The 25498-nt window shown below is 39.3% G+C and carries 30 protein-coding genes and 1 pseudogene; 22 read left to right on the top strand and 9 right to left on the bottom strand.

Annotated elements, in window-relative coordinates; translation table 11 throughout:
* The first annotated feature begins 28 nt into the window (after positions 1-28).
* The 10 genes from thiO (at position 29) to PBAT_RS08255 (ending at position 6708) form a co-directional block, all read left to right on the top strand.
* On the top strand, positions 29-1174 hold the full coding sequence (gene thiO / locus PBAT_RS08300) for a glycine oxidase ThiO (protein ID WP_068648431.1): 1146 nt from the start codon (positions 29-31) through the stop codon (positions 1172-1174).
* The gene (thiS, locus tag PBAT_RS08295) at positions 1171-1374 is read left to right on the top strand and encodes a sulfur carrier protein ThiS (RefSeq protein ID WP_068648429.1); all 204 of its coding nucleotides are present in this window, start codon (positions 1171-1173) and stop codon (positions 1372-1374) included. Before thiO ends, thiS begins: the two co-directional genes overlap by 4 nt.
* 1 nt (position 1375) lies before the next feature.
* Entirely contained in the window at positions 1376-2143 is a 768-nt protein-coding gene (locus PBAT_RS08290; RefSeq protein WP_068648427.1) for a thiazole synthase, read from the top strand.
* A 161-nt stretch (positions 2144-2304) separates the two neighbouring features.
* Entirely contained in the window at positions 2305-2760 is a 456-nt protein-coding gene (locus PBAT_RS08285) for a GNAT family N-acetyltransferase (RefSeq protein ID WP_068648426.1), read from the top strand.
* A gap of 26 nt (positions 2761-2786) precedes the next feature.
* Positions 2787-3278, top strand: a complete 492-nt coding sequence (locus PBAT_RS08280) for a GNAT family N-acetyltransferase (RefSeq protein ID WP_068648425.1) — start codon at positions 2787-2789, stop codon at positions 3276-3278.
* A 22-nt stretch (positions 3279-3300) separates the two neighbouring features.
* A complete protein-coding gene (gene lepB, locus PBAT_RS08275; RefSeq protein WP_084402902.1) occupies positions 3301-3798 on the top strand; it encodes a signal peptidase I in 498 nt (165 codons plus the stop codon).
* Positions 3799-3835: 37 nt separating this feature from the next.
* A complete protein-coding gene (locus PBAT_RS08270; protein ID WP_068648423.1) occupies positions 3836-4270 on the top strand; it encodes a GNAT family N-acetyltransferase in 435 nt (144 codons plus the stop codon).
* 15 nt (positions 4271-4285) lie between these two features.
* Complete coding sequence (locus tag PBAT_RS08265; protein ID WP_068648420.1) at positions 4286-4846, top strand: GNAT family N-acetyltransferase; 561 nt, start codon at positions 4286-4288, stop codon at positions 4844-4846.
* Positions 4847-4959: 113 nt separating this feature from the next.
* Positions 4960-5748, top strand: coding sequence for a class I SAM-dependent methyltransferase (locus PBAT_RS08260; RefSeq protein WP_084402901.1), 789 nt, complete (start codon positions 4960-4962; stop codon positions 5746-5748).
* Between the two features lie 192 nt (positions 5749-5940).
* A complete protein-coding gene (locus tag PBAT_RS08255; RefSeq protein WP_084402900.1) occupies positions 5941-6708 on the top strand; it encodes a class I SAM-dependent methyltransferase in 768 nt (255 codons plus the stop codon).
* A gap of 190 nt (positions 6709-6898) precedes the next feature.
* On the opposite strand, the gene PBAT_RS08250 is transcribed toward PBAT_RS08255, so the two are convergent.
* Entirely contained in the window at positions 6899-7555 is a 657-nt protein-coding gene (locus tag PBAT_RS08250; protein WP_068648416.1) for an MBL fold metallo-hydrolase, read from the bottom strand.
* Position 7556: 1 nt separating this feature from the next.
* On the bottom strand, positions 7557-8189 hold the full coding sequence (locus tag PBAT_RS08245) for a TetR/AcrR family transcriptional regulator (RefSeq protein WP_068648415.1): 633 nt from the start codon (positions 8187-8189) through the stop codon (positions 7557-7559).
* Positions 8190-8459: 270 nt separating this feature from the next.
* Here PBAT_RS08245 and PBAT_RS08240 point away from each other — a divergent pair, with 270 nt between their 5' ends.
* The gene (locus PBAT_RS08240) at positions 8460-8984 is read left to right on the top strand and encodes a DinB family protein (protein ID WP_084402899.1); all 525 of its coding nucleotides are present in this window, start codon (positions 8460-8462) and stop codon (positions 8982-8984) included.
* A gap of 53 nt (positions 8985-9037) precedes the next feature.
* Entirely contained in the window at positions 9038-9706 is a 669-nt protein-coding gene (locus PBAT_RS08235; protein ID WP_068648414.1) for an SOS response-associated peptidase, read from the top strand.
* An 87-nt stretch (positions 9707-9793) separates the two neighbouring features.
* Here PBAT_RS08235 and phnE (PBAT_RS08230) read toward each other — a convergent pair.
* From phnE (PBAT_RS08230) to PBAT_RS08215, 4 genes and pseudogenes are all read right to left on the bottom strand, one after another.
* Positions 9794-10569 (bottom strand): annotated as a pseudogene (gene phnE / locus PBAT_RS08230) (phosphonate ABC transporter, permease protein PhnE).
* Positions 10566-11411 carry a phosphonate ABC transporter, permease protein PhnE gene (phnE, locus tag PBAT_RS08225; protein ID WP_068648413.1) on the bottom strand — a complete coding sequence of 282 codons (846 nt, stop codon included), beginning with the start codon at positions 11409-11411 and terminating at the stop codon, positions 10566-10568. The pseudogene phnE (PBAT_RS08230) and the gene phnE (PBAT_RS08225) overlap by 4 nt, the downstream one beginning before the upstream one ends.
* Positions 11408-12202 (bottom strand): phosphonate ABC transporter ATP-binding protein, encoded by a 795-nt coding sequence (gene phnC / locus PBAT_RS08220; RefSeq protein ID WP_068648411.1) that lies wholly within the window; start codon positions 12200-12202, stop codon positions 11408-11410. Before phnC ends, phnE (PBAT_RS08225) begins: the two co-directional genes overlap by 4 nt.
* 134 nt (positions 12203-12336) lie before the next feature.
* Positions 12337-13329 carry a phosphate/phosphite/phosphonate ABC transporter substrate-binding protein gene (locus PBAT_RS08215; protein ID WP_068648409.1) on the bottom strand — a complete coding sequence of 331 codons (993 nt, stop codon included), beginning with the start codon at positions 13327-13329 and terminating at the stop codon, positions 12337-12339.
* Positions 13330-13585: 256 nt separating this feature from the next.
* On the opposite strand from PBAT_RS08215, the gene PBAT_RS08210 reads away from it, so the two are divergent.
* Together PBAT_RS08210 and PBAT_RS08205 are read left to right on the top strand one after the other, a co-directional pair.
* On the top strand, positions 13586-15193 hold the full coding sequence (locus PBAT_RS08210) for a bifunctional metallophosphatase/5'-nucleotidase (protein ID WP_246168175.1): 1608 nt from the start codon (positions 13586-13588) through the stop codon (positions 15191-15193).
* Positions 15194-15268: 75 nt separating this feature from the next.
* Entirely contained in the window at positions 15269-16471 is a 1203-nt protein-coding gene (locus tag PBAT_RS08205; protein WP_246168177.1) for an MFS transporter, read from the top strand.
* Between the two features lie 79 nt (positions 16472-16550).
* Here the strand turns inward: PBAT_RS08205 and PBAT_RS08200 are convergent, their stop codons facing one another.
* Both PBAT_RS08200 and PBAT_RS08195 read right to left on the bottom strand, forming a co-directional pair.
* Positions 16551-19019, bottom strand: a complete 2469-nt coding sequence (locus PBAT_RS08200; RefSeq protein WP_068648405.1) for an FAD-dependent oxidoreductase — start codon at positions 19017-19019, stop codon at positions 16551-16553.
* Positions 19012-19308 (bottom strand): ArsR/SmtB family transcription factor, encoded by a 297-nt coding sequence (locus PBAT_RS08195; RefSeq protein ID WP_068648404.1) that lies wholly within the window; start codon positions 19306-19308, stop codon positions 19012-19014. Before PBAT_RS08195 ends, PBAT_RS08200 begins: the two co-directional genes overlap by 8 nt.
* Before the next feature lie 220 nt (positions 19309-19528).
* On the opposite strand from PBAT_RS08195, the gene fur reads away from it, so the two are divergent.
* The 3 genes from fur to PBAT_RS08180 all read left to right on the top strand — a co-directional run bounded on the left by fur (position 19529) and on the right by PBAT_RS08180 (position 21648).
* The gene (gene fur, locus PBAT_RS08190; RefSeq protein WP_068648527.1) at positions 19529-19999 is read left to right on the top strand and encodes a ferric iron uptake transcriptional regulator; all 471 of its coding nucleotides are present in this window, start codon (positions 19529-19531) and stop codon (positions 19997-19999) included.
* Between the two features lie 142 nt (positions 20000-20141).
* Complete coding sequence (locus PBAT_RS08185; protein ID WP_068648403.1) at positions 20142-21113, top strand: stalk domain-containing protein; 972 nt, start codon at positions 20142-20144, stop codon at positions 21111-21113.
* Positions 21114-21165: 52 nt separating this feature from the next.
* Entirely contained in the window at positions 21166-21648 is a 483-nt protein-coding gene (locus PBAT_RS08180; protein ID WP_084402897.1) for a DinB family protein, read from the top strand.
* Between the two features lie 165 nt (positions 21649-21813).
* On the opposite strand, the gene PBAT_RS08175 is transcribed toward PBAT_RS08180, so the two are convergent.
* Entirely contained in the window at positions 21814-22191 is a 378-nt protein-coding gene (locus tag PBAT_RS08175; protein WP_420848741.1) for a hypothetical protein, read from the bottom strand.
* A gap of 170 nt (positions 22192-22361) precedes the next feature.
* On the opposite strand from PBAT_RS08175, the gene PBAT_RS08170 reads away from it, so the two are divergent.
* The 5 genes from PBAT_RS08170 (at position 22362) to PBAT_RS08150 (ending at position 25418) form a co-directional block, all read left to right on the top strand.
* The gene (locus tag PBAT_RS08170; RefSeq protein WP_246168180.1) at positions 22362-22811 is read left to right on the top strand and encodes a GNAT family N-acetyltransferase; all 450 of its coding nucleotides are present in this window, start codon (positions 22362-22364) and stop codon (positions 22809-22811) included.
* An 18-nt stretch (positions 22812-22829) separates the two neighbouring features.
* Complete coding sequence (locus PBAT_RS08165; protein ID WP_068648402.1) at positions 22830-23492, top strand: HAD family hydrolase; 663 nt, start codon at positions 22830-22832, stop codon at positions 23490-23492.
* Position 23493: 1 nt separating this feature from the next.
* Positions 23494-23937, top strand: a complete 444-nt coding sequence (locus tag PBAT_RS08160) for a GNAT family N-acetyltransferase (protein ID WP_068648400.1) — start codon at positions 23494-23496, stop codon at positions 23935-23937.
* A 26-nt stretch (positions 23938-23963) separates the two neighbouring features.
* Entirely contained in the window at positions 23964-24701 is a 738-nt protein-coding gene (locus tag PBAT_RS08155; protein WP_084402896.1) for a DUF1361 domain-containing protein, read from the top strand.
* A gap of 99 nt (positions 24702-24800) precedes the next feature.
* A complete protein-coding gene (locus PBAT_RS08150) occupies positions 24801-25418 on the top strand; it encodes a class I SAM-dependent methyltransferase (protein ID WP_068648399.1) in 618 nt (205 codons plus the stop codon).
* The last annotated feature ends 80 nt before the right edge of the window (positions 25419-25498 follow it).

Below are 25498 nucleotides of genomic sequence, written 5' to 3'. Positions count from 1 at the left end.
TCAATACTATGAGGAGGACACTGATCAGATGAAGCCAATAGACGCTGTTATTGTAGGTGGCGGAGTTATCGGAAGTGCCATTGCGTACTACATGTCTGCGAGAGGGATAAAGGTCGTTCTCTTAGATCGTGATCGTGTGGGAAGCCAAGCTTCGAATGCGGCAGCGGGGATGCTCGCAGCGCAAGCGGAAATAACGGAAGCTGGACCTATGTTCGATTTGGCGCTGGCTAGCCGTACGTTATTCCCTCAACTCTCTACTGATTTAAAAGAGTTAACAGGGATAGACATAGGATTGAAACGAAGAGGTCTGCTCCGAGTAGCTATGTCAGATGTGGATGTGACGGACATTCAGTGTACATTAGATTTTCAAAAGAAAGCGGGAGAACAAGCAGAGTGGTTGTCGATGGAACAAGTGAGACACAAAGAGCCAAGTATTTCCTCGGAAATACGAGGGGCCATGTTAATCGAAGAAGATAGTCAAGTAGATGCTCCAGAGCTATGTTCAGCGTTTGCACAAGCTGCCGCAGTACTTGGAGCACAAATAAAGGAGTTCACTGAAGTGAAATCGCTTCTTCTGGCTGAAGGACGTGTTACTGGCGTGATCACGAGTGAGGGAACTATCCGTGCTGATCAAGTGATTATTGCTTCAGGAACGTGGAGTGGTTCACTTCTTACGCAGGCTGGATTAACATGTCCCATTTATCCGGTGAAAGGTGAGTGTTTCTCTGTTCTGAGTCATGCACCTCTAGTACAGTCTACAATTTTTAGTCATGGATGTTACTTGGTTCCGAAGAAAGGAGGACGTTTGGTTGTTGGAGCAACTACGACTTCACATAGTTATGATCGAAAGGTGACGTTAGGTGGAATTGGGAATCTCTTAGATGCATCGAAGCAACTCTTACCGTGTATTGTGGATGCGGAGTGGGAGCGAGCATGGAGTGGCCTACGTCCACAGACATTAGATGGGTTACCTTATTTAGGTGAACATCCATATTGGAAAGGATTATATGTGGCAGCAGGCCATTATCGTAATGGTATTCTACTTAGTCCCATGACTGGTAAAATCGTTGCAGATTGGGCCGAAGGGAAGATAGATAAGAATATTTCACTTGATTCTTATCGCGTAGATCGTCATGAGAATGTTCATTTTGAGAAGGAAGGTGTTCCATCATGAAGTTAGAGATTAACGGCGAAGAGATTGACATCCCTAGTCACTGCACGACGATTACGTCAATGCTTGTTCATTTTGGATTAGAGAATAGGATTGTGATTATTGAGTTGAATAAACAAATTGTAGATAAATCTAACCATGAAACAAAGTGTTTGTCAGACGGAGATCGTATTGAGATTGTTCACTTTGTAGGAGGTGGCTGAGATGTTAAAGATAGGATCATATGAATTTAAATCGAGATTATTACTAGGAACGGGTAAGTTCCCAAGCTTTGATATCCAGAAGGAAGCCGTTGACGTGTCCGAGGCGCAAATATTAACGTTTGCGGTACGGCGGATGAACATATTTGAGGCGAATCAGCCTAATTTTCTAGAGATGTTAGATGTTAGTAAATATACATTACTTCCAAATACAGCAGGCGCTTCAACAGCAGAAGAAGCAGTTCGTATCGCAAGATTAGCGAAAGCCTCTGGTCTGTGCGACATGATTAAAGTTGAAGTGATTGGTGATTGGAAGACGTTGTTGCCAGATCCATTGGAGACATTAAAAGCTTCTGAGATGTTACTAGAGGAGGGATTTATCGTTCTTTCTTATACGTCAGATGATGTATTGTTAGCCAAAAGACTACAAGAATTAGGTGTTCATGCCATCATGCCAGGGGCATCCCCGATTGGATCAGGTCAAGGAATCATTAATCCGTTGAACCTATCGTTTATTATTGAGCAAGCAACCGTTCCGATTATTGTAGATGCTGGTATAGGTAGTCCTTCTGATGCGGCACTCGCCATGGAGCTTGGAGCCGATGCAGTATTACTGAATACGGCTGTTTCGGGATCTCAGAATCCCGTGAAGATGGCTATGGCAATGAAACTTGCTATTGAAGCGGGTAGATTAGGATTCGAAGCGGGTAGAATTCCGAAGAAACGGTATGCTTCCGCTAGTAGCCCAATGGAAGGAAGCTTGTTCTTATAACCGGTACAATTATTCTCTAATATGAATTGAAGTCCAGAGGGTCGTATCTACTGGGCTTCTTTACATTGGGTATTTAACAGTGCAGTTCATTCCATTATTTGTTATATTTAATGTGGTTAATCGGTACGGTAATGTAAAAATACCAAAGGGGATGCTAAAAAATGATAGAACCAACAATTGAATTGAAGGCATTAGATATAAATAACTGGGATAAGTGTATTCGATTAAAGTTAAAAGAAGATCAGACGAAATTTATTGCGCCTAATCTGTATTCGATTGCGCAATCGAAGGTAGAACCCAATTTATTGCCTTACGCTATTTATGCTAACAATGAAGTAATAGGATTTGCTCTAATCGATAGTGAGCCAGATCCGAAGGATATGTGCCATTGGATTCCACGATTTATGATTGATGCAAGCTTCCAAGGACAAGGTTATGGGAAAGCAAGTATGAAGAAAATAATAGAAGAAATGAAGGCGATGACGAATATAGCCGCGATTAGGATTTCTTTTGACCCGGATAATGACTCAGCAAGAGCATTGTACCTAAAGATGGGTTTCCTAGAGACCGGAGAGATCGAGGATGATGAGGTTATTTTTGAAATGAGATTAGTGTAATAAAACGCTGAAAGGGATGGATGAATATGATTCGGGTATGTGTTGAATACGATGTGGAGTCTATATATGATATTATTAATGATGCTGCACAAGCATATAAAGGAATCATACCTGAAGATAGATTTTATGAACCTTATATGTCTTTAGAAGAGTTAAATGTAGAAATAATGAATGGCGTACTTTTCTGGGGATATGAAGTAGATAACGAGATTGTTGGTGTTATGGGGTTGCAAGAAAAAGGTGAAGTATCTCTTATACGTCATGCTTATGTAAGGAGCAATCAACGGAACAATGGCATAGGCGGGGAATTATTAGCCTATTTGATTACTTTAACAAAGAAGCCATTACTTATTGGAACATGGGCGTCAGCATTCTGGGCAATTAGTTTCTATGAGAAGCATGGATTTCAGGTAGTATCTCAGGCATCTAAAGAGACGTTATTACGTAAATATTGGCATGTGCCAGAGGAACAAATACAATCATCTGTTGTGTTAACGAATGATCTTAATTTTATTTGATACGTAATCAGGAGGAATAATGATGCTGAAAATAATGAAGCAATATTTACCGAGTATCTTAATCGCACTTGTCGTATCCATATTTGTTCGGACATATGTAGCAGAAGCAATGAAAGTTCCTACGGGATCTATGATCCCGACAATTCAGATCAACGATCATCTTATTGTAGAGAAAATGATGTGGATGACTAACTTAAATCATGGGGACATTATCGTATTTCAAGCACCAGAGGAAGATAAGAAATATGTAAAAAGATTAATTGGATTACCTGGAGATGAAATCGAAGTAAGAGATGGAGAACTATATCGAAATAAAACAATCGTTAACGAATCGTATATCCAAGAAAAAATGAATTATAACTTTGGACCTGTCGTCGTGCCGGCAAATAAATATTTGTTCTTAGGAGATAATCGTAACGTAAGTTTTGACTCACATGCATGGAATTATCCATTTATAGATTATGATAAATTGATTGGGAAAGTGATGATTGAAATCCCTACACATGGTTGGTTTGATTAATAAGGAAAGCATCGTAGATTAGAAAGGTTGATTATGTATGATTAGTATTGAACCCATTGAACATGAAGATCTAGAGAAACTTAGTTTATTATATGAGGAACTAATTGGTAGTCCGTCTGATCTTGTAAAGATGCAGGCACAATTTACTAGCATGAAGAGTAATGTGAATTATCGTCTGACTGGAATAAAGGTTGATGGTCAATTAGCGGGTTCAGTTATTGGGATTGTTTGCCAAGATCTCGTTGGGGACTGTAGACCCTTCATGGTCATTGAGAATGTGGTGATTTCACATCAGTTTCGGGGCTTGGGTCTCGGAAGAAAGATCATGAATGAAATGGAGAATATCGCGAAGGTTGCAGATTGCTATTATATTATATTCGTATCAAGTGCATATCGTAAGGATGCCCATAAATTTTATGAGTCGCTAGGATATAAGTTAGATGAGGTACAAGGTTTTAGGAAAATGATCTGATTAGGGGTGCTGGTCATGCAGGTAGAAAAATTATTTAATGAAATGCCTGTGTTTGAAACCGAACGTCTTCTACTTCGCAAGTTAAGTTTAGATGATATACAAGACTATTATGAATTCGCCTCTGATCCCATTGTATCTGCCAACACTTTATGGGATCGGCATGAATCGCTTGAAGATACCATTAAGGATTTAGAATATGCAACTGCGAAGTACGAATCTAGACAGGCATATCGTTGGGGAATTGTGTATAAGCCTCTCAATAAATTAGTAGGTAGAACTGGATTAATCAGTTGGGACGTACGACATCAGAGAGCAGAGATTGGCTTTGCTCTTTCGAGTCAATACTGGAATAAAGGGATCATGACTGAAGCGACAAGAGAGGTCATTACATATAGTTTTGAACAACTCGATGTGAATCGTCTAGAAGGAAGATGTAATTATAATAATATAGGTTCGGCACGTGTTCTGGAGAATGTGGGAATGAAATTTGAAGGCATATTACGCCAACAGTTAAAGATAAAGGGCGAATTCATAGACCAGAAAATGTATGCCGTTCTAAAAAGCGATTGTAATTAAATAATAAATTGAAGACATGTGTTGAACATGGTATGATTTCTTGACGTGTCCTTCTAGTGAGGGAAGGAAATCTCAACTATTGAATCCCAGCATAAGGGTATGGAGGAATGAAAGTGGAACCATTTCAACAGAATAAAAGTGCTTGGAATACAGGAGCATACCAAGCGTGGGTTAATCGGTTTGGTACACCGAATGAAGCTGCACAGAAGATCATAGATGACCCTATCAAAAGAATTGGTAACGCGTTCGAACATATGGACGGAGTTAAAGATAAAAAAATCATTAATCTACTTGGTTCTAATGGGAATAAAGCTGTAGCATTAGCCTTATTAGGGGCAGAGGTTACGATAGCGGATTTCTCCGTTGAGAATGAAACGTATGCATTAGAACTAGCTGATGCAGCCGAAGTGAAGATAGATTATATCGTTTCTGATGTACTAAGCTTGCCGATGGAGAAGTTATCTGGAGAGTTCGATATTGTATTTATGGAGTTTGGAATTCTTCATTACTTTGAGGATTTGCACCCATTATTTAATGTCGTGTCTGAGTTGCTTACTCAGGGCGGTCGACTAATTCTACAGGATTTTCATCCGATTTCAACTAAATTAATCTCATCCAAAGGCACTACAGCAAACATCAGAAAGCACAAAGTGACAGGCGATTATTTCGATACCTCCCTTGAGGAAAAGGAAATATCGTTCTCTAAATTCACTTCTTATGAGAACAAAGAACCAGATGTGCAAAAAGTTCGCTTAAGAAAATGGACTATCGGAGAAATTGTGACTGCTGTTGCAAGTGAAGGGTTATTCATTAAGATCTTAGAAGAATTGCCTAACCTCTCTTCCGAAGTGTTCGATAAGGGTATTCCTAAGACATTTACAATTGTCGCTGAGAAAATGTAATGTAAGATTAAATAGTTGAGGCTACCGTGATTGTTACGGTAGCTTCTTACGTGTATTCCTGTACTAGTTGAACTTCTCATGCCTTATAAGTGAAAGCTATAAGTTCTATTTATTTTATATATTTCAAGAATAAGTATATTTATGTAATAATACCTTCAACTACATTAAATGGTATTGAAGGGGATGTATAATATGGGTTCAATTCATGAATGGAAAGCAGGATTATATGATGATAAATTAGGATTTGTATCACAATATGGAAGAGGAATTCTAGAGATTCTGAATGTGCAACAAGGAGAGACAGTCCTAGATCTGGGATGTGGCACGGGGGATTTAAGTCATGAAATTGCACAACAAGGCGCTTCCGTTATCGGGATGGATTTATCCGAAGAGATGATGGATCGAGCTAGAACTAAGTACCCTGACATTCATTTCATCAGTGGAAATGCTGAGAATTTCACGTTGGATGAACCTGTGGATGCTGTATTCTCGAATGCAGCGCTACATTGGGTTAAGAATGCGGAGGGTGTCATTTCAAGTGTCTGGCATGCATTAGGGAAAGGTGGCCGTTTTGTTGCGGAATTCGGTGGGAGGGGTAACGTTGAGATGATTGTAAAGTCGATAACCGATGTTTTATCTCAAGATTATGGTGTTGATGCGAACGAACTCAACCCTTGGTACTTCCCGAGCATCGGAGAATATACTCAATTGCTGGAACAACAAGGTTTTAGAGTAACATACGCGGTCCATTTCGACCGTCCTACACAACTTGAAGACGGCAAAAATGGACTTAAGCACTGGTTAAATGGACTTGCAGCTGATGTGTTTTTCAAAGATATCTCCGAGTCGGATAAGAAAGATATTTTCACGAAAATAGCTACTCATGCTAGTGAATCATTATTTGATGGTGAATCTTGGATCGCTGACTATAAGCGGTTAAGAGTAGTGGCATTCAAATAAGAAAGATAGAATGAGTGTTCTTACAAAGCTACCATGATGTTATGGTAGCTTTGTGATGTGATTGCCTGTCTGGGCAGAAGATCACCATATGAATCGGGTTATCCAATCGATGTCCAATCGCTGACCAAAGATAGAACCAGTAGCAATCCCATTACCGTACCCGCAACAATGGCTTTAGAGGATATTACTCCTATGAATTCAAATAGGTATCTAACTGATTCGCAGGTTGGAGAACCGATGTGCCATGACATACTTCTAGACGTAAGGGTTTCAATTGCTTCACAATTGCACTGCTTCTGATGGCTTCTTCCATATCTCCGGTAAAGATGGCCATTGGCTTGCGGAGTATTCCCTTTTTAGCAGTGAAGAGATCTCCGACCAATAACACTTGATCCTGCTGATGATAATACACAACATGACCTGGTGAGTGACCGGGTGTGAAATAAGGCGTTAATCCTCCCATAGATTGAAGTTCCCCTTCGTTCTCTGGAAGTGCTTGTGTTCGTTGCTTAGCTACAGTAATCATTGGCTTTTTTTTCCGAGGGTAGGTTACTTTTCCTTCGATATAAGGAATTTCAATGCGGTGTGCGAAAATAGGAACCTGTATAACTGATAGTATCTTTTCAATGGCTCCGACATGATCCCCATGACCATGGGTCAAGACAATTCTAGTCAACGGGCCAGCCTTCAGCTTCTCAATAAATTGAAGAATACCTTTGGCCATGAAAGGCAATCCTGCATCCACTAAAGTTACGTCATCCTTATCCACAACAACCCACACGTGAATCGGAATGACGATCCATATTTTTAAGCTCCATATATGTTCTGAGATTTGCGTGATTTTCATGTTATACATCTCCTTTTAATTTTTCCTTAAACCCAATTAATAGTACCTCAATCGCCTCTTCAAAAGTCGGCAATAACCGGTCTACTATGCTTTCAAGGGATTCTTCCGAGCCAGTGTACAGACTTATAATGCCATGCAAGGTATAAAAGTAGATACGAGTGTACATGATTAGACGTTCGTCATCGTCCTCAATGACAAGGTATTGCTGAAGGGATTGCTCCAGAAGGTTGAACAATGCTATTCGCATGGTATTAACTTCATTGTCTGAGACTTCTACATCCACACGCGATGCCTTTACAGTCATGAAGATCGAATAAATATTTCGATGAAGCAGGCAAAATCGAATGAATTCAAGGCTGATCCGTTTGAGCTTATCCTCAGGGGACAGATCAATTTGTAAAGAAATATGCTCCATCTGTGTCTGTATGGCTTCGAGTGGAGGCATAGAGAGTTGATGAAGAAGCGCTTCCTTATCTTTGAAATAGATGTAAATCGTCGTGTGTGAACAGCCCGCCACTTTGGCGATTTCTCGCATCGTTACTGAATCGAACCCTTTTGTAGCAAATAATTGTGCAGAAGCCGTTAGTATCTCTTTCTTTGTTGCTTGTGAACGAAGTTCCTGTTTAGTTAACATCCCTGAGGAGCACTCCTTTTAATAAATAAGATAAAAGTAACCAGTGGTTAGTAACCGTTGGTTATATATTAACTCGTGTATACATTATTTGTCAATGTATTTCATTGTAGTAGGTTAAAAAGGGAAAGGATTCTAATGCGCGAATATATGAATAGAGGGGGGCGCAATACCATCATAATTCATAAACCTAGAACAAGAAGAGCTCAGTATGAATACTTAGGGATATGACCCATTTCTATTGAAAATTTGATGTAAAGAGAGGTTTACGACATGATAAACATGGACAAAATCTATTTAATTACAGATATACCTGGATATACACCTCAAATCGGTCGGTTGTTATCCATGATGAATTATGCAAGACATACAACGTTAGAAGCGGTTAAGGGGTTATCTACTGAACAATTAGATTTCATATTAGATACAGATAGTAACTCGATAGGTTCATTGTTAATGCATTTTGCGGCTGTAGAGGTTGCTTATCAAGTTGAAACATTTGAAGGTAGAGAATTGTCAGAAGCTGAATTATTGGTATGGCATCCAGCATTGAATTTAGGAGAAGAAGGCCGCGCAAAGATTCATGGGCATGGGTTAGACTACTATATAGATCGATTAAATGAAGTACGTAAGAAAACGTATCAGTTATTCGCAACGGTAGATGATGAGTGGCTCAACCGTACAGATGAGGATTTCTGGTATAACAAGCCTGCTAACAACTATTTCAAATGGTATCACGTTTTTGAGGATGAGGTTAATCATCGAGGGCAGATTAGATTAATTAGAAAGAGATTGTAGAGGAACTAAAGAGATAGATCTTGGGAGATAATTATTATTGGGGGGTGTTGAATATGTGTGGACGTTACACAATAACAGTCTCTATGGAAGAGTTGAGGATCAGATATCTCACGAACGATTCAACAATGATCCAATATGTCCCGAAATATAATGCGGCACCTATGCAATTTGTACCTGCTGTCATACATAATGGGAAAGAGAATCGAGTAGGAGAACTCCGCTGGGGGCTCGTCCCTTCATGGGCTAAGGATCAGAAGATGGGTAGTAAAATGATAAATGCGAGATCGGAGACACTTCTTGAGAAAGCATCGTTCAAACGTCTTATAAGTAAGCGAAGATGTATCATTCCTGCAGATGGTTTTTATGAATGGAAAAAGGAAGGTAGTAGCAAACAACCCTATCGAATCGTTATGCGTGATAATGGTATTTTCTCAATGGCTGGTTTATATGACATTTGGATCGATCCCAGCGGAAAGAAACTGAGTACTTGTACGATCATCACCACAACACCGAATAGCCTCATGGCTGACATACATGATCGAATGCCCGTTATTATACATCGTAAAGATGAAACGGAATGGTTGAGCCGAGATAACCATGATGAAATGGCTATCATGAATTTGCTTAGACCCTATGAGTCGAGTGAGATGAAGGCCTATCCGGTATCATCTACAGTAGGGAATGTAAGAAATGATTCGAAGGATTTAATCGTAGAAATCTAAGCTAAATGTAATATTGCGCTGTCAGATGAACTAAACTGACAGCTCCGTTTCTTTGTGAATAATAAAGTAACTGAAGAACCATTATGCCTATATAATCTTTGCACGGAAGCGACTGGAGATAAAATCTGTTACAACAACAAGCAGTACAATGCCCAATAGAATCACACCAACTCTGTTCCAATTACGAACTTGAAGGGCGAAGATTAATGGCGTCCCAATACCGCCTGCACCAACCAGGCCGAGTGTTGTGGCAGATCTAATATTAATCTCAAAACGATATAAGGTGTATGACAAGAATTGAGGAATGACCTGAGGTATGACTGCAAAACGGATGATTTGTAATCGATTTGCACCGCAAGCGATAAGCGCTTCTTCTGGGCCTGAGTCAATGCCTTCTATCGTTTCAGAGAATAATTTGGCTAACATACCAATAGAATGTACACCCAGAGCGAGAACCCCAGCGAAAGATCCAGGTCCAACAGCTTTAATAAATAGAATAGCGACAATCATTTCAGGGAACACTCGGATCACACTCAATGTGAATTTACCCATTCCAGGGAGAACGCGTAGACGACTCATATTCTTGCAGCCCAAAAGGCAAACGGAATACATAAAATAGCTGAGACAAAGGTACCTAGAATTGAAATAACTAAGGTTTCTAGGAGTTCACGTAATAAGTCCTCTCCTTCAGGAAGATAAACATATGCCCAATCAGGATGCATGAAGCCTTTTAAGATGGATAAAGAGACGACCTTAGATGTAGATTGAAACCCTTGGTAATCTAATCCCAGCATGGACCAAATAAATAGGATAAGAACGAATGCTGTGATCATCCATTTACGTAAGTAATGTACACGATTCATAATAGCTTCCCCCGTATACGAGTACTTGTATAATCGATAATTAGAACGACCGCAAGTGTTAATATAATTATCGTCGCAGCACGATCGTATCGAAATAGTCCAAGTGATTGATTAAGTAGCAACCCGATACCACCCGCTCCGACGAAACCAAGTACAGTAGCAGCGCGGATATTAATCTCGAAAGTATAGAGTAGATATGAGATAAAGGCGGGTAGTGCTTGCGGTATCACACCAAACACAATGAGTTGAATGCGCGTAGCACCCACCGCCATCATCGCTTCTAGTGGACCAGGATCGATCGCTTCCACTGACTCGTATGTTAATTTGGCAATAATCCCGAATGAAAAGAATAACAGAGCTAACATCCCAGCAAATGGACCAATTCCAAATACGGCGACGAAGACTGCTGCAAATAGTAGATCTGGAACAGTTCTTACAAGATTTAATAGGGTTCGCAAAGGTAGCGATATACTTTTATAAGGCGTAATATTATTGGCAGAGAAAAGGGCAGCAGGAATGGCCGGAATGGCACCTAATATTGTACCTGCAACGGCTATTTTTATCGTTTGCAGGGTAGGTGCCCAAATGGTTGGAAGATAGCTCCAATCGGGAGGAAACATTTCTTTAAGTAGAACACCCATTTCTGGTAATCCGACAAACAGCTGATAAGGGGTGACGTCGATGTAAAGAGAGCACACAATTATAATGACAATGAACAATATCCATGTTGCGATCCGCTTACCTCGTCTGGGTTTATCCAATGCATCGGAAATTGAATCGTTAGGTGATGGCGGTATCGATGGGATGACGGTAGAGTTGGCTAACTGGATGTCCGATTTCATTCCACACCTACGACTTGCATTTCCCTTGATGTATCTAAGAACTCGTCCGCCTTTACTGGACGTCCATAGATCTCAGCAAGTATCTCATCGGTTGCTTCATCTACACTTCCATCGAATACGATTTCTCCAGCACGAAGTCCGATAATTCGCGTAGCATAATCACGTGCCAAATCAATAAAGTGAAGATTCACAATAGTCGTAATATTTAATTCTCGATTTATTCGTTGAAGATCATCCATGACCTGTCGGGTCGTTAGGGGATCTAATGAAGCAACGGGTTCATCTGCCAATATGATGGTTGCCTCCTGTGCTAATGCACGAGCGATAGATACGCGTTGTTGTTGTCCACCAGATAGTTGATCTGCACGAATATAGGCCTTTTCTCGAATGTTTACTCTTTCTAATGCAGTAAGAGCAATCTCGACATCCCTTTTTGGGAAGGAGCCAAGGAGGGTCCTTAAGGTTGAGTGATAACCTACACGCCCGGATAGAACATTGTTGAGTACAGTGGTACGTTTAATTAAATTAAAGCTTTGAAAAATCATACCAATATTGCGTCTGATTGAGCGTAACTTGCTACCAGAAGCAGTTGTTATGGATTGACCATCTATCTGAATATCACCGGAAGTGACATCACTTAATCGATTGATTGAACGTAGTAACGTCGATTTACCAGCACCTGACAATCCTACGATAACAACAAATTCACCTGCCTGTATGTTTAAGTTAATGTCCTTTAATCCAATGGTTCCATTGGGGAATGTCTTAGAGACTTGCCGCAATTCAATCATCATTAACCCTTCTTTCTTGAAGAAATACTATTCAATACATAAAAGCACACAGCGCCGCCACGTTACTAAAACGTGAGCGGCGTGAATGATTTAACTCCTACACTAGTGAGGAGTATTTGGAGTAAAGGGAATGGTTACTTGATCTTCTGACCTACTGCCTCAGCATATTCACGAACCGGAGCGAAGTTAGCATCATCGCCAACGACATAACCTACATGTGTGTAAATATCTTTTACGATTTGAGCTCCTTCTGGATCTTCAGTAATAGCGATAAAAGCTTGAGCGATCTTATCACGCCATTCTTGATTCATGTCGGAACGAACGCTGATCGTATCGTTTGGAATAGGAGCCGTAAAGTGAAGTACGCGAGTCTGCTCGAATACGTCTGGAACGTCTTTTGCGACAACATTACGAGCATCTTGGAAGTTGGCAACAGCATCGACTTGACCATTAAGCAAGGCCATAATGGCAGCGTCATGACCCTTAATGGTCACACCTTGTACATCCGTTTCTGGATCAACACCAGCCTTTTTCAGTTCAGCTGCTGGAAATACATAACCTGCGGATGAAGTAACATCTTGCCAACCGATCTTTTTACCTTTTAAATCTGCAAGTGTTTTAATATCTGAATCTTTTTTCACAAGAATCATAGATTTGTAGAAGTTCACTTTCTCTTCCGTAGGTTGTCCAGTCTCATCATTAACGCCAAAGCGTTGGGCTTGAAGTAGTAAGTCAGCTGCATTTCTCAAATCATGAGCAAGTACATAGGCATTGGGAGGTAGAAATCCAATATCAACTTGCTTGGAAGATAATGCCTCAACAATCGTATTGTAATCTGGAGAAACGCTCACATGAACGGGGATATTGAGTTTATCTCCCAATAGCTTCTCAAGAGGTTTGGTCTTAGCTTCCAGTGTTTCAGCATTCTGAGATGGAACGAATTGAACTTCTAGTTCTTTCGGAATGTAACCAGTCTCAGCAGGTTTTGTGGAAGCTTCGGTTGTTGGTTTAGTAGAGTCCTTAGCTGGTTCTGTTGCATTTGTTGTCTTAGCGTTATTACTACCACATGCCGTTAGGCTAACTCCAAGTAGTAACGTCATACATAATGCTGATGTTTTCTTAAACAAAATCAATTCCCCCTAATAATATGGATTCTTTCTTTCACTCCTGACAAGATCCATCCTATCAGAATATGTAAATTGAAGGATTAAATTGGATGATAACTTTTATGAAATATATGTTAAAAATAAAGTGAGTTTATCCTATGTTGATAAACTACAAAGTGTTTAATATATTGATTACAAATCACAATCTTTCTACATACAATCCATCTCTATACTATTTATCAACGTGTGGAATGGATAAAGGGAGATGTAATCGAAAATGAGAGAACCGATGAGTGAAATGAAGATCGTTATATTAGAGACAAGTGATAACCATGGTTACATCAGGCCCTATTCGTATGAAGATGGTCGTTCTGTGGATCATGGTCTATCTATCATATCTACTTTAATTGCTGAACAACGTAAAATGGGGGGAGAGATTCTATTAATAGATAATGGAGATTTCCTACAGGGTTCTCCGTTAACTTATCATCAGGCAAAAGTAGATTGTTCTCATCCTAGTGTGGTCATTCAATGCATGAACGCTATTCGTTATGATGCTGTTGTACCTGGCAATCATGAGTTTAATTTCGGGAGAAACTATCTAGAACAGGAAGTTGCTGCATCAAATTTCCCGTGGTTATCTGCGAATGTCATATCAGAAACAACGGGAGAACCTTTATTTGGAGCTCCCTATCGTGTTTGGGAATGGGACAATGGCGTACGCCTTGCTGTACTAGGTCTGACAACTTCATATGTTCCAAACTGGGAACAAGAAGATCATATTCGGGGAATAAAGTTCATCGATCCCGTTGTAACTGCTAAACGATGGGTTGCATATTTACGAGATCAGGAGCGAGCAGATATAGTCGTCGTATCTTATCATGGAGGCTTTGAGAGAGATGTATTGACAGGGGAAGCGAGTGAAACATTAACGGGTGAGAATCAAGGGTATGCTCTTTGCCTAGAGGTACCTGGAATTGATGTGTTATTAACAGGTCATCAGCATCGAAGCCTTGCAGGTGAAACGGTAAATGGTGTTTGTGTGATTCAGCCGGGGAGTGAAGGGTGTTATTTAGGGAAAGTAACGGTACAAATGAAGCAGATTAATAATCAGTGGTTGGTTGTGGATAAACAATCTGAACTTTTATCTTCGAAGAACACGAAATCAGATCAGTTAATATTAGAGTTAGCTGAGCCGGCAGAGAAGGCTTTGGAAGTATGGTTGGATCAATCCATTGGATCTGTTGTAGGTGAAGATATGCGTATTTCAAATCCACTTCAGACTAGACTGACGGATCATCCATTTATGGAGTGGATCAACGGCGTACAAATGGAGTTGAGTGGTGTTACAATTTCTTGTGCGGCATTATTTGATAATCATTCACCTGGATTTGGCCCTAACATTACGATGAGAGATATTATGATTAATTATAAATATCCCAACACATTAACGGTAATGCGGGTTAGTGGACAAGATATAAAGGATGCACTTGAACGATCTGCTCAATATTTTCAGCTAAATGATATGGGGGAAATTGAAGTGAGTGGAGATTTCTTAACTCCAAAGCCACAGCACTTCAATTACGATATGTGGGAAGGTATTGAATATATAATGGACGTATCGAGAGTCCGTGGTGATCGAATTGTACGATTAGAATATGAGGGTAATCCGATATCATTATGCCGCGAATATGATGTAGTCATGAATAATTACCGCGCTAGTGGTGGTGGAGAGTATCCTATGTTCAAGGGTAAGAAGATCATCAAGGAAATACAAGTAGATATGGTGGAATTGCTTGCAGATTATATAAGAGGTAAGGGTGTAATCACGTCTACGTTGAATAACAACTGGCGTGTCATTGCGAGTGCGAATGAAATAGAATGAAGAGAAATCCTTTATCTTTTTTTGTTATCTGTGCATATCTTAGTGCGGAGAAGCCAAATCAAGGTGGGATAATTGATGCGAACAAATGGGTTGAATAACAATGTAGTGCTCATGGTTATGATTTGTTTCTTTACAAATATGGGAGGGTATATGATCTTACCCTTGTTCCCATTATTTATAGAGCAAATGAAATTTTCGGTGTTTGCGATGAGTGTTATTTTTGCGATATTTTATGTGGGTAAAGTATGCGGAGGTGTACCTACGGGGTATTTGCTAAAAAGATGGGGTGGCAAGTCCGTAGGTATCAGTTTGTTAGCTCTTCAAGTTATCAGTATGATTGGATTTGCGTTGACAACAAATTATTTGATTCTATGTGGATTGCGTTTTATTCAAGGAGCTATTGCAACAGGATTAATTGTATTTGTTAGAAGCACTATAAATGAGTGGAGTACGGAAGACAATCGCGGAACTTTAAATGGTTATATAAGTAGCAGTGATGGTGCAGGTATGGTTCTAGGACCAGTTATTAGTGGTTGGATGTCCCTATATTTCGCCTTGAATGTTCCTTTTTACTTTGTTGCTCTCTGTACAGGGTTTGCATTATTTGCATTAATACGAATAAAAGGTAATCATTTCGAACAGCGTTCTGAAGCGATCGTTGTAAAGGATAAGAGTCGAAAAATCAACATCAATCAAAAGTTAGCTTTTTATTCGACTGTTCATTTTTTAGAAATGAGTGCTTTTGCTGTTTTCCTTACTTATTTTGCTTTGTATGCTACTCATATTATGGGGTGGAGCTCATTTAGTACGAGTGCCGCCTTTACGGTGGTGGGTGTATCTACATTTATTTCAGCACCATTTGTTGGGATGATATCTGATCGATTAAAGGATAGATTAATGATCTGTATGATTGGATTGTCACTGATTGCAGTAGAAGTAATTCTGTTCTTGGCATTTGATCAACATTGGATTGTTTACCTTGGTATGTTGATTGGTGGAATTGGAGGGGCATGTTACCTGGATTCTTTCTTTGCTCATATTGCGGATACTGTTCGTCAAGAGCAGCGGAGTTCATTTATAGGGAATGTGATTTCCTTTTCAGAGCTTGGTGCTATTGTATCTCCCATTGTTGCGGGAATGTTGGTATCTTCTTTCTCATTGTATGTCGCCTTTTATTTCAATTTAGCTATACTGCTTGCTGCTATCCTTATTCAACTTGTGATGAGATTTAGACTAAAGAATCCGGAGTATGACATTGAATTAAATGATAGACAATGATCGATTTATGGAGATAAAAGTAGACAACACAAAACCAGTCTAACCATAATGTTAGACTGGTTTTGTGTATTGAAAAATTTTAGATAAAGAGATTTATACCTGATTGATCGGCTTTCCCTAGGTAGTATCCAACGCCACCGATCTCAATCTTATCGATTAACTCTTCTCGTGCAAGGCCCATGATGTCCATGGACATTTGGCAGGCTACAATCTCTACACCTTGCTCGATGGCAGACTCAATTAATTCTTCTAGTGAAGAAACATTATTCTTTTTCATAATGCCACGAATCATCTTAGAACCCATACCCATCATATTCATTTTGGACATCGATAATTTACGACTTCCGCGAGGCATCATCGCTCCGAACATTCGACCTATGAAGGTTTTATCGACCGAAATTTTGTTCTGCTTACGAATAATGTTTAATCCCCAGAAAGTGAAGAACATGGTCACTTTTTTACCGCTTGCCGCGGCACCATTCGCAATAATAAAGGAAGCTATCGCTTTATCTAGATCCCCGCTGAAGACGATCATGGAAGTGCCCTCAGAAGTGGGAGATACTACTCGTTCAGAAGTAGGTAGCAATGGTATTGCTTGCTTTCTAAGATAAGCTTCAATCATTCCTGTTGAAGTCTTATTGACTTGAAGCACTTGCTGTGAAGACATCTGTGCCCATGCTTGTACATCACCATAGAATCCAGGATCTGAGGCAGTCACATGCAGAACTTCACCATCTTTAAGTTGATCCATGGTAGATTTCAGTTGAATAAGAGGACCTGGGCAACTTAATCCACAGGCATCAAGTACCACATCAGCATGAATTGCGCGCTCAAATGTTGCTGCCATCTTTTCTTGTACATCTGAATGAACGGATGCTAACAAAGGTTTATTCGGTGATTGGGGAGTGTACTGCGACATTTGATATGTCTTGTATCCACCCGTGAGATTGCGTACTTTGAAGCCTCGTTGCGTTAGAATACGAGAAGCGGTATAACCTCGTAATCCAACTTGGCAATAAACCCAAATTTCTTTGTTTCGATCTAATTCTTGTAGTCGATTTCGTAGATCATCTACTGGAATCAGCAACGAGTCAGGGATATGACCATTCACATGTTCAATCTCGGAACGAACGTCAACGAGAATCGTATTCTCTATATCACGTGTTTCTATATCTTTGGGAACAAATACGGAAGTTCTATCCGTTAATAAGTTCTCAGCTGTATAACCTGCCATATTGACCGGGTCTTTGGCAGAAGAATAAGGAGGAGCGTAGGCTAACTCAAGCTCTGCAAGATCTGTAACGGTACCGTGGAAATGGATGACTGTGGCGATAGCATCAATTCTTTTATCGACCCCATCGAAACCAACAGCTTGTGCGCCTAGCACTGTTCCTTCGTCATTGAACAGAAGTTTAATGGTAATGGGGCTAGCTCCAGGATAATAAGAAGCATGAGAACTTGGATGTACATAGATTACTCTATAAGGAATATTTAAACGTTGTAGCGTCTTCTCGTTATTCCCTGTAGAGGCTCCCGTTAAGCCGAATATTTTGATAATAGAAGTACCTTGAGTACCTTTATACACCGTGCCTAATCCACATACATTATCAGCAGCAATTCGACCTTGTTTGTTAGCAGGGCCCGCTAAGGGAATGGCTGTAGTACTTCCATTTACATAATCTATAACTTCAATTGCATCGCCTACTGCATAAACATTTTCTAGATTTGTTTCGAGTTTCTCGTTCACTATAATATGGCCACGAGGTCCGAGATGTAATCCGCTATCTTTCAAGAAGTTCGTGTCAGGCGTTACGCCGATGGCCAGAATCACCATATCACTGGTTAGAACATCACCATTTGCTAAATGGACTTCAATCTGATCTTGTGTTTCATGAAAGGATTGTACACTGTTGGAGAGATATAGATTCACGTGATGATCTTCTAACTCTTTCATAAGAATATTAGAGACTTCCGCATCGAATGGAGCCAAAATATGTGATCCTGCTTCGACTAAAGTCACATCCAGTCCAATTTTTTTCAAGTTCTCTGCCATCTCTACGCCAATAAAACCGCCACCGATAACGATAGCTGAACGTGTACCCTCGCCCGTTACCTTCTGTTTAATACGGTCTGTATCGGGAATATTTCTGACTTTATATATTCTAGAGCTTTCAATTCCTGGTAAGTTGGGCTGGATAGGTTTAGCTCCAGGTGACAGGATTAGATGATCATAACTTTCTTCATAGATCCCACGTTCCTTGCTTTGCACACGAACTGTTTTATCGATAGGATTAATTGAAATGACTTCGCTTTGGATTCGAACATCAATGTTAAATCGTTGATGCATCGCTTCAGGCGTCTGTACTAATAATTTCGAACGATCTTTGATGGCATCTCCAATATAGTAAGGGAGTCCGCAATTAGCAAAGGAAATGTAAGGATCTCTTTCGAACATCACAATATGGGCCTCTTCATCTAAACGACGAAGCCTTGCGGCTGCGGAAGCTCCTCCAGCAACTCCCCCAACAATCAGAACTTTATTACTCATGATTTATTTCTCCTCCCAAAAAAGTAGTGATCATCATCTTAATTCTCGGATCTACAACACTGTAGTTTACTTCAAGACCATTACGATCTGTTTGTACGATCCCCATACTACGTAATTTCTGAAGATGTTGTGAGACCGTTGATTGTGGCAGTTCTAAACATTCTTGCATGTGAGTGACGTTACAGGATCCTTTCTTGATTAGTCCTTGCAGAATACACAAACGGACTGGATGAGCTAATGCTTTCAATATATCAGCAGTTTCGTTGTAAGCTTTAAAATTGTTGTCCATAGGAGTTATTCACCTTTCGATAAATCAATATAACGTAATATTACGATATAGCGGTATTTAATGCAAGGTTAATTCGCACTGTCACTTTCTTGTATACATCGTATATTTAAATTCAACTTGAGTTTATTCATAAATTAAGTTATTATTTAATGATAATAATTATAATTAAGTAATTTGAGAAGAAGGTAACAAGAGTATAGAAGGAGGCGTTAATGAAATGATGGATGCACGTATTGATGAGATCAGAAAGCAATTGACGGCCAAAGGATATAAGCTTACTGCTCAACGGGAAGAAACGGTTAAGGTGTTGCTTGAGAATGAAGATAACCATTTAACGACTGAAGAAATTTATATGATAGTTAAAAATAGAGTTGCAGAAATTGGGATTGCCACCGTGTACAGGACATTAGAATTATTAAAAGAGTTACATGTCATTGAAAAAGTTAATTTTGGTGACGGGGTGTATCGATTTGATCTACGAAGAAAGAATCAACCTCATTTCCATCATCATTTAATCTGTACGGAATGTGGAGCGGTGCAGGAAATTCTGGAGGATTGGTTACTTCTTTTAGAGAAGCGTGTTGAGCGAGAATTTGGATTTACTGTGGAGGATCATCGTCTTGATTTCCAAGGCGTATGTCATTCCTGCAAACTCAATCAGAAGAGTGAGAAATGTAAAGCTGTATCTTGATTAATTAAACAAAAGTGAAAGTTAACAAAGGGCCAAGAATGTTATTCTTTGGCTCTTTTTGTACGTGAATTTAATATGACAAAAGATTAACAAAACCAACTCGTGAAATGGGGTATTATGGATGTGACGGGAGATGGTATATATGCAACATACAAGTCAACTTCGATACTTTTCAAGAAAAATTGGAACGATAGGTCTGCTGCTACTTGTAAGTATGGGTTCAGCTACTTCAGTAATTCATGCGGATAAGCCCTTTCAAATCACAGTAGATGGTGCATGGATTCAGGGAGAAGGAACATCCTTTCAACGCAATGGGACCATAATGGTGCCTATTCGAGTCGTTGCTGAAGCTATTGGTGCTACTGTAACCTGGATACCTAAAGAACGAAAGATTATTGTGTACAAGGGAGAACACAATGTACAATTTCTAGTTGGGAGTAAGCAAGCACTGATAAATACTAAAGAAGAAGAGATATTGGAAGTACCTGAGATTAGAGAAGGAAAAGTATTTATCCCACTTCGAATCGCCATGGAAAGTATGGGGGCAACGATCGGCTGGGATGCATCCAATCATACCGCTGCGATAGAGTCATTCCTTTCGCCAAAAGATGCAAAGGTACAGATTGCGACAATCGCGGATAAGACAATGCTAGCTATTAAGAATAAGGATTTCACAACACTCTCGAATTTGTCTAGTCGAGAACATGGAATTCTATTCGCACCCTATAATTATATTGATCAGAAGAGGAACATCGTAATACCTCATGAGAAGATTGCCGAAGGATTCAATAATACGAAAACCTATTTATGGGGCACCGAAGATGGGACTGGAGATCCTATTTCGATGACATTTGAGTCTTACTACAAACGATTTGTATATAGTAATGACTTTGCAAGTGCTCCTAAGGTTGGGTACAATCAGACGCTTGGATTAGGGAATTCACTTAACAATGTTCGTATGATATATCCAGAAAGTATTGTCGTTGAATATTACTTCGATGGATTTGATCCAAAGTTTGAAGAAATGGATTGGAAGAGCTTGCGTCTTGTGTTCGAGAAAGAAGCGAATACTTGGGTCTTAGTCGCAATTCTTCATAATCAATGGACGATATGAGTGGGAATAGCGATGCATTCAATTCGAGGATAATAAATTTAGGAGGTTGGTTATGTCGGAGGAGATCATGGAAAGTAGAGATCAATTATTAGAACAATTTAGTGAGTGGATAGGTTGTATAATGAAACTTAATGAGTATGATGAAGATGTGTGGAATGAAGAAATAGCAGAGAGAAAATGGACATTACGGGAAATCGTTAGCCATATGATGTTATGGGATAAGTATTTCTTCGAAACAGCCATCGAGAAGATTTATAAGGAAGAGAAACTGACTATAATTCATCAGGATTTCGATGAATTTAATGACAACGCAAAGGAATATGGGAAGAGAACGAATATTAAGCAACTCATAGAACAATCAATGAACATAAGAGAACAGATTATACAGCATATTCGTAAGTTATCTGAAGAGGCCTATCTCGCAAGTTATTTGGATAGCGGAGAACCTTTTCATATTCCACAATATCTCCAAGATTTCATATGGCATGATCAACATCATATGGGTCAATTGAATGACTTTATTGCACGCCATTAAGAATTATGAGTTATTCGTAAGGGCAATCCAGTGACATTATAATGGTGTTTAAGAGAAAAACGTTATTGGGCTAATTACATAACAATATTCATTACACAAAGAGAGGCTGCTATTCTGTTGGATTTCACAGAATAGCAGCCTCTTTAAACATGGTAAATCAAATGATTAGATTGTTCGATATCCACGTGGTAATACGCCAGTTCTACGAATTTGTCGAATTTGTGCGAAGGTTAATCTTTGGTTAGATGAGATTAAAGATTCTACATCACGGCCAGCAAGTAAATCATCTAAATCACGGATATTTCGGTTCCCACGAATGACGCGGAATTCGCCACGAAATCTTGTGCGTGAGAATAATACTAACGTTGCATTTGGATTTGTAGAGAAGAATCTAAGACTATCAACTCCACCTAGAAGATTTTCCAGATTTCGAATACCTAGATTGCCTCTTAAAATTCTGCGTAATCCACGAAAATTCTCTTCAGAATAGACGGTAAGGCGTGGGTTGACGACTTGAGTAATTACGTTTTTTGATTGCACCATTTATATCAACCTCCTTTCTCCAAACAATATATGTTGTGAGAGTGGAAATTGATTGGATTCAGATACAATAAAAAAGCACATTTATCTGATGATTAATCTGTGCGCGAAGGAATTTAAATGGAAATAGATGCTCAGGATGATATATTATGGGTATGAAGGGGCGTGAAAGCATGCATACAATTGTTCAAGCAACGAAAGAAGATATAGAAGAAGTCATAATACTTTTTGATCAATACCGAATTTTTTATGGACAAGACTCAGACACGATTAATGCTCGTTTCTTTATTTCCGATAGGTTTGACAATAATGAGTCTGTTATATTGTTAGCCAGAGATGCGACTGATGGAGAACCCATAGGTTTTGTACAGATGTACCCTTCGTTCTCTTCCATCTCGATGAGGAAAATGTGGATACTTAACGACTTGTTTGTCATTGAGAAATGTAGAAGACAAGGTGTTGCGCAGTCACTATTAGATGCAGCATCGAATGTTGCACGTATAACAAAGGCTAAAGGAATAGAATTATCTACCTCATCGGATAATGTGAATGCGCAAAGGCTGTATGAGCGTAATGGTTTTAGTCGAGATGAAGTGTATTATCATTACTCACTGGAAGTGTAGATAGAAGGGGTGCTAAGAATGCAATTTCAAAACATACTATTCGATTTAGATGGCACGCTTACAGATCCTAAGTTAGGTATTACGCAGGCCGTTCAATATGCATTGTCCAGATTTGACATTGTTGAAAATGATTTGGACAAGCTAGAACCTTTTATCGGACCACCTTTAGCTGGTTCATTTGCAGAATATTATGGGTTCTCAGAATTGGATTGCAAGAAAGCTGTTGAATATTACAGAGAATACTTCTCAGATCGAGGTTTGTATGAGAATGAAGTGTATGTAGGTATTCTCCAATTACTACAGTCACTGATTAATCAGCGTAGGATGTTAATTGTAGCTACATCGAAGCCAACGGTGTTCGCAGAGAGAATCATACAGCACTTCGAAATGACTCCTTATTTCACACATATTTATGGTAGTAATCTAGATGGTACTCGTTCAGATAAAGGTGAGATCATCCGGGCCATTATAGAAGATAATAATTTGGATAAGTCGCAGACGGTTATGATCGGGGATCGTAAACACGACATTATTGGGGCTCATAAGAATGACATTGCATCGATAGCTGTTGAATATGGATATGGAAGTCATGAGGAACTGACGGTTAGTAAACCAACATATATTGTTAAGACGGTTGAAGAATTAAAGAATCATTTCTACGAAGAAGTAAGGATGAATTAGAATGACCATAACCGAAGTGACGAAGTATCCGATGGCATTACTATTACTGGCTGATCCAAAGGAGCAAGCCATACAAGCTTATATCACAAGAAGTAAATGTTATGTACAGGAACTTGATGGGAAGATTGTAGGAACTTATGTCATACTTCCAACCCGTTCTTACACGATAGAGATTATGAATGTTGCTGTGGAAGAGTCTTTACAAGGTAAAGGGATCGGTCAACAATTAATTCAACACGCGATACAGACCTCAAAGGAATTAGGTTATTCATGTATCGAGATTGGCACGGGTAACTCAAGTATTCCGCAGTTATATCTGTATCAGAAATGTGGATTTAGAATCGTAGGCATCGATAAGGATTATTTCATAAGACATTATGATGAACCTATATTTGAGAATGGTCTACAGTGTAGAGATATGATGAGGTTACGACAATTTATATGACTACGGCGTTGTGAGTTGAAATTGGCTTGATTCGAGGAGGTGGCGACCTGAAAAGGTTAAAACAACGAAATGTACAGCCTAATATCGTCATTGTAGTTCTACTGTTCATTGCAACCATAGGATGTCTGTCATTAGCAGCGTATTTAAGGGAATATACGAATAGGCAATTATATTTATATTTGAACTGGGATGTGTTCCTAGCTTGGGTACCTGTTGGGTTAACGCTGTTGATGAACATTGTATATGCATACATGAGCAAGAATCGTACATTTAGATGGATATTATTACTTTTGATTGGATTGGCATGGCTATTCTTCTATCCCAATTCAGCATACTTAATTACCGATATGTTGCACCCGTTCGTTCATTATAAACCTGAAGCAGGGGAACGTTTTACACATGATCTTGAATTTTGGTACCATCTAATCCTATTCTTCTCAGCGGCATTGATAGGATTATTACTAAGTATTGTTTCCTTATTTTCAGTTCACGGGTTAGTGCGTAGAACATTTGGTGAAATCACTGGGTGGTTGTTTGCTCTTATAATTCTAATGCTAAGTAGTCTGGGGATATATATTGGGAGATTTGTTCGTTGGAATAGCTGGGACGTGCTGTTGAAACCATCTAAGATCTTTCAGGATACATTACTTCTGCTAACAGATCCTGTACAACTACAGCATGTCTTGCCATTTACAGGAATGATATTTGCGGTTACTTTGATCAGTTACTGCGTTGTTTATTGTTTTTCTTTTATGAAGAGATGATTAAGACAATATTGATTGATAGTCGAATGAAGTAATATCTTTTATGTTGGGTAAATGATATGTGTATATGGATAAAAATGATATATATGGAGGAATAAGATGTTAACAAGCGAAGGATTTGACACGTGGGCTGGGGATTATGAAGAATCCATATTGAAAAGTACAGGATACCCATTTGATGGTTACTATGATCTTTTGGCTTATGTGCAGAATATCGTAGAGATTAATCCAGATACTTATGTATTGGATATCGGAATTGGTACTGGAGCGCTAACGTATGAAATTTACAAAAAAGGTGTGCAAATACACGGGCTAGATTTTTCACCTAAAATGATTGAGTTAGCAAAGGCAAAGATGCCAAATGGGGAGTTTTTCTTATTTGATTTTCAACATGGACTTCCGAGTGAATTGGGTTGTCATAAATATGATTATATCGTGTCGTCATATGCTATTCATCATATTGAAGACCCATTGAAGATTAACTTCATTATTCAAATGAAAGGTAACTTGAAGGATTCCGGTGTCATTGTTATAGCGGATGTCTCCTTTAGAACTCAGGAAGATCATGATCAATGCAAGATAGTATCAGGAGACCATTGGGATCATGACGAATATTATATGGTTGCCGATAGCATTGTTCCTCAACTAGAAGCACAGGGACTAGAGGTCGAATATATTCAGAAGTCATCATGTGGTGGAATTCTTATCATTAAATAAGGGTATGAGGAAACTCATACTCTCTTTTATATTTCCCTATCAGTTCTCCAATTGATATAAATGCTTCAGTAGGAGCATAT

It is taken from the genome of Paenibacillus antarcticus, from assembly GCF_001637225.1.
In the GTDB taxonomy this organism is placed as follows: Bacteria; Bacillota; Bacilli; order Paenibacillales; family Paenibacillaceae; genus Paenibacillus_AQ; species Paenibacillus_AQ antarcticus.
The sequence above is the reverse complement of the archived record's forward strand: the minus strand, read 5'-3'. Positions and strand labels throughout refer to the sequence as shown.

Coding starts and splice junctions, on each gene's coding strand:
- thiO (WP_068648431.1), top strand. CDS start 29: ATGAAGCCAATAGACGCTGTTATTGTAGGTGGCGGAGTTATCGGAAGT.
- thiS (WP_068648429.1), top strand. CDS start 1,171: ATGAAGTTAGAGATTAACGGCGAAGAGATTGACATCCCTAGTCACTGC.
- PBAT_RS08290 (WP_068648427.1), top strand. CDS start 1,376: ATGTTAAAGATAGGATCATATGAATTTAAATCGAGATTATTACTAGGA.
- PBAT_RS08285 (WP_068648426.1), top strand. CDS start 2,305: ATGATAGAACCAACAATTGAATTGAAGGCATTAGATATAAATAACTGG.
- PBAT_RS08280 (WP_068648425.1), top strand. CDS start 2,787: ATGATTCGGGTATGTGTTGAATACGATGTGGAGTCTATATATGATATT.
- lepB (WP_084402902.1), top strand. CDS start 3,301: ATGCTGAAAATAATGAAGCAATATTTACCGAGTATCTTAATCGCACTT.
- PBAT_RS08270 (WP_068648423.1), top strand. CDS start 3,836: ATGATTAGTATTGAACCCATTGAACATGAAGATCTAGAGAAACTTAGT.
- PBAT_RS08265 (WP_068648420.1), top strand. CDS start 4,286: ATGCAGGTAGAAAAATTATTTAATGAAATGCCTGTGTTTGAAACCGAA.
- PBAT_RS08255 (WP_084402900.1), top strand. CDS start 5,941: ATGGGTTCAATTCATGAATGGAAAGCAGGATTATATGATGATAAATTA.
- PBAT_RS08250 (WP_068648416.1), bottom strand. CDS start 7,555: ATGAAAATCACGCAAATCTCAGAACATATATGGAGCTTAAAAATATGG.
- PBAT_RS08245 (WP_068648415.1), bottom strand. CDS start 8,189: ATGTTAACTAAACAGGAACTTCGTTCACAAGCAACAAAGAAAGAGATA.
- PBAT_RS08240 (WP_084402899.1), top strand. CDS start 8,460: ATGATAAACATGGACAAAATCTATTTAATTACAGATATACCTGGATAT.
- PBAT_RS08235 (WP_068648414.1), top strand. CDS start 9,038: ATGTGTGGACGTTACACAATAACAGTCTCTATGGAAGAGTTGAGGATC.
- phnE (WP_068648413.1), bottom strand. CDS start 11,411: ATGAAATCGGACATCCAGTTAGCCAACTCTACCGTCATCCCATCGATA.
- phnC (WP_068648411.1), bottom strand. CDS start 12,202: ATGATTGAATTGCGGCAAGTCTCTAAGACATTCCCCAATGGAACCATT.
- PBAT_RS08210 (WP_246168175.1), top strand. CDS start 13,586: ATGAGAGAACCGATGAGTGAAATGAAGATCGTTATATTAGAGACAAGT.
- PBAT_RS08205 (WP_246168177.1), top strand. CDS start 15,269: ATGCGAACAAATGGGTTGAATAACAATGTAGTGCTCATGGTTATGATT.
- PBAT_RS08200 (WP_068648405.1), bottom strand. CDS start 19,019: ATGAGTAATAAAGTTCTGATTGTTGGGGGAGTTGCTGGAGGAGCTTCC.
- PBAT_RS08195 (WP_068648404.1), bottom strand. CDS start 19,308: ATGGACAACAATTTTAAAGCTTACAACGAAACTGCTGATATATTGAAA.
- fur (WP_068648527.1), top strand. CDS start 19,529: ATGGATGCACGTATTGATGAGATCAGAAAGCAATTGACGGCCAAAGGA.
- PBAT_RS08185 (WP_068648403.1), top strand. CDS start 20,142: ATGCAACATACAAGTCAACTTCGATACTTTTCAAGAAAAATTGGAACG.
- PBAT_RS08180 (WP_084402897.1), top strand. CDS start 21,166: ATGTCGGAGGAGATCATGGAAAGTAGAGATCAATTATTAGAACAATTT.
- PBAT_RS08175 (WP_420848741.1), bottom strand. CDS start 22,191: ATGGTGCAATCAAAAAACGTAATTACTCAAGTCGTCAACCCACGCCTT.
- PBAT_RS08170 (WP_246168180.1), top strand. CDS start 22,362: ATGCATACAATTGTTCAAGCAACGAAAGAAGATATAGAAGAAGTCATA.
- PBAT_RS08165 (WP_068648402.1), top strand. CDS start 22,830: ATGCAATTTCAAAACATACTATTCGATTTAGATGGCACGCTTACAGAT.
- PBAT_RS08160 (WP_068648400.1), top strand. CDS start 23,494: ATGACCATAACCGAAGTGACGAAGTATCCGATGGCATTACTATTACTG.
- PBAT_RS08150 (WP_068648399.1), top strand. CDS start 24,801: ATGTTAACAAGCGAAGGATTTGACACGTGGGCTGGGGATTATGAAGAA.